Source organism: Xenorhabdus bovienii, assembly GCF_024721015.1.
GTDB classification, from domain to species: domain Bacteria; phylum Pseudomonadota; class Gammaproteobacteria; order Enterobacterales; family Enterobacteriaceae; genus Xenorhabdus; species Xenorhabdus bovienii.
The window spans coordinates 1-277 of record NZ_JANAIF010000407.1; the positions used below are offsets into that span (position 1 = coordinate 1).

Sequence of the window (277 nt, forward strand, 5' to 3'; positions counted from 1 at the left end):
CCATTTGGTGCTCATCACCACGCTTGCCGCCAGTGCTTCGAGCATAGGGGCTTTGCCTGGTATTTTACGGTATCCGTGTTTTGCAAGTGTTTCTCCTGAGGTATCCAGGAAAATATCTGCTTCATCATCTTTCCAGTAAAGATGCACAACGGTTTTATTGGCGTCTGATCCAGAATTGGGGCGGATACCTTTCTTATCCTTGATCCGGTCTACGATGGCATCCTTAACTTTCAGATTAGTGAAAAGCGGGGTAGTAATCGTTGGATTGTCAACATTG

General features: G+C 45.8%; 1 pseudogene. It reads right to left on the reverse strand.

Annotated elements, in window-relative coordinates:
* Positions 1-277 (reverse strand): annotated as a pseudogene (locus NXS07_RS22685) (hypothetical protein); the annotation flags it as partial.